2 protein-coding genes are annotated in these 1045 nt (G+C 65.6%); both read left to right on the top strand.

Translation table 11 applies throughout. The features are described 5' to 3' along the window. The coding region (locus EN879_RS37015) for an FAD-dependent oxidoreductase (RefSeq protein ID WP_348631531.1) at positions 1-186 on the top strand (186 nt) is incomplete at its 5' end. Between the two features lie 2 nt (positions 187-188). After that, positions 189-1045 (top strand): NAD-dependent dihydropyrimidine dehydrogenase subunit PreA (gene preA, locus EN879_RS37010; RefSeq protein WP_127274766.1); only part of this gene is annotated, 857 nt, incomplete at its 3' end.

The following is a 1045-nucleotide window of genomic DNA, read 5'->3' as shown; positions in this document are numbered from 1 at the left end:
GCATCGATCGGCCTCGAAGCCGGCCGCATCAAGGTGGATTCGGAAGGGCGCACGTCGCTTGCCAAGGTCTGGGCCGGTGGCGACTGCATCTTCGGTGGCGACGACCTGACCGTCTCGGCGGTCGCGCAGGGACGCGACGCTGCGGAGAGCATCAATCGGGCACTGACCTCGAACGGGAGGGCATGAGCATGGCGGATATCAGAAACAATTTCGTCGGCATCAAGTCGCCCAATCCGTTCTGGCTGGCCTCGGCGCCACCGACCGACAAGGCCTACAACGTCATCCGCGCCTTCAAGGCCGGCTGGGGCGGCGTGGTGTGGAAGACGCTGGGCGAGGAGGGCCCACCGGTGGTCAACGTCAACGGTCCGCGCTACGGCGCGATCTGGGGCGCCGACCGCCGCCTGCTCGGCCTCAACAACATCGAACTGATCACCGACCGCGACCTGCAGGTCAATTTGCGCGAGATCAAGCAGGTCAAGAAGGACTGGCCCGACCGCGCCATCGTCGTCTCGCTCATGGTGCCTTGCGTCGAGGAGGCCTGGAAGGCGATCCTGCCTGTGGTCGAGGAGACGGAGGCCGACGGCATCGAGCTCAATTTCGGCTGTCCGCACGGCATGTCGGAACGCGGCATGGGCGCCGCCGTCGGCCAGGTGCCGGAATATATCGAAATGGTGGTGCGCTGGTGCAAGCAGAACACCCGTATGCCCGTCATCACCAAGCTGACGCCCAACATCACCGATGTGCGCAAGCCCGCGCGCGCAGCACATGCCGGCGGCACCGACGCGGTGTCGCTGATCAACACCATCAATTCGATCACTGGTGTCGATCTCGACAGCTTCGCGCCGCAGCCGACCATCGACGGCAAGGGCTCGCATGGCGGCTATTGCGGGCCGGCGGTAAAGCCGATCGCCATGAACATGGTGGCCGAGATCGCGCGCGATCCGGAAACGCAGGGCCTGCCGATCTCCGGCATCGGCGGCATCACCACCTGGCGTGACGCGGCCGAATTCATGGCGCTTGGCGCCGGCAATGTGCAGGTCTGCAC

The sequence above is a fragment of the Mesorhizobium sp. M7A.F.Ca.AU.002.02.1.1 genome (assembly GCF_003998535.1).
GTDB lineage: Bacteria > Pseudomonadota > Alphaproteobacteria > Rhizobiales > Rhizobiaceae > Mesorhizobium > Mesorhizobium ciceri.
The sequence above is the reverse complement of the archived record's forward strand: the minus strand, read 5'-3'. Positions and strand labels throughout refer to the sequence as shown.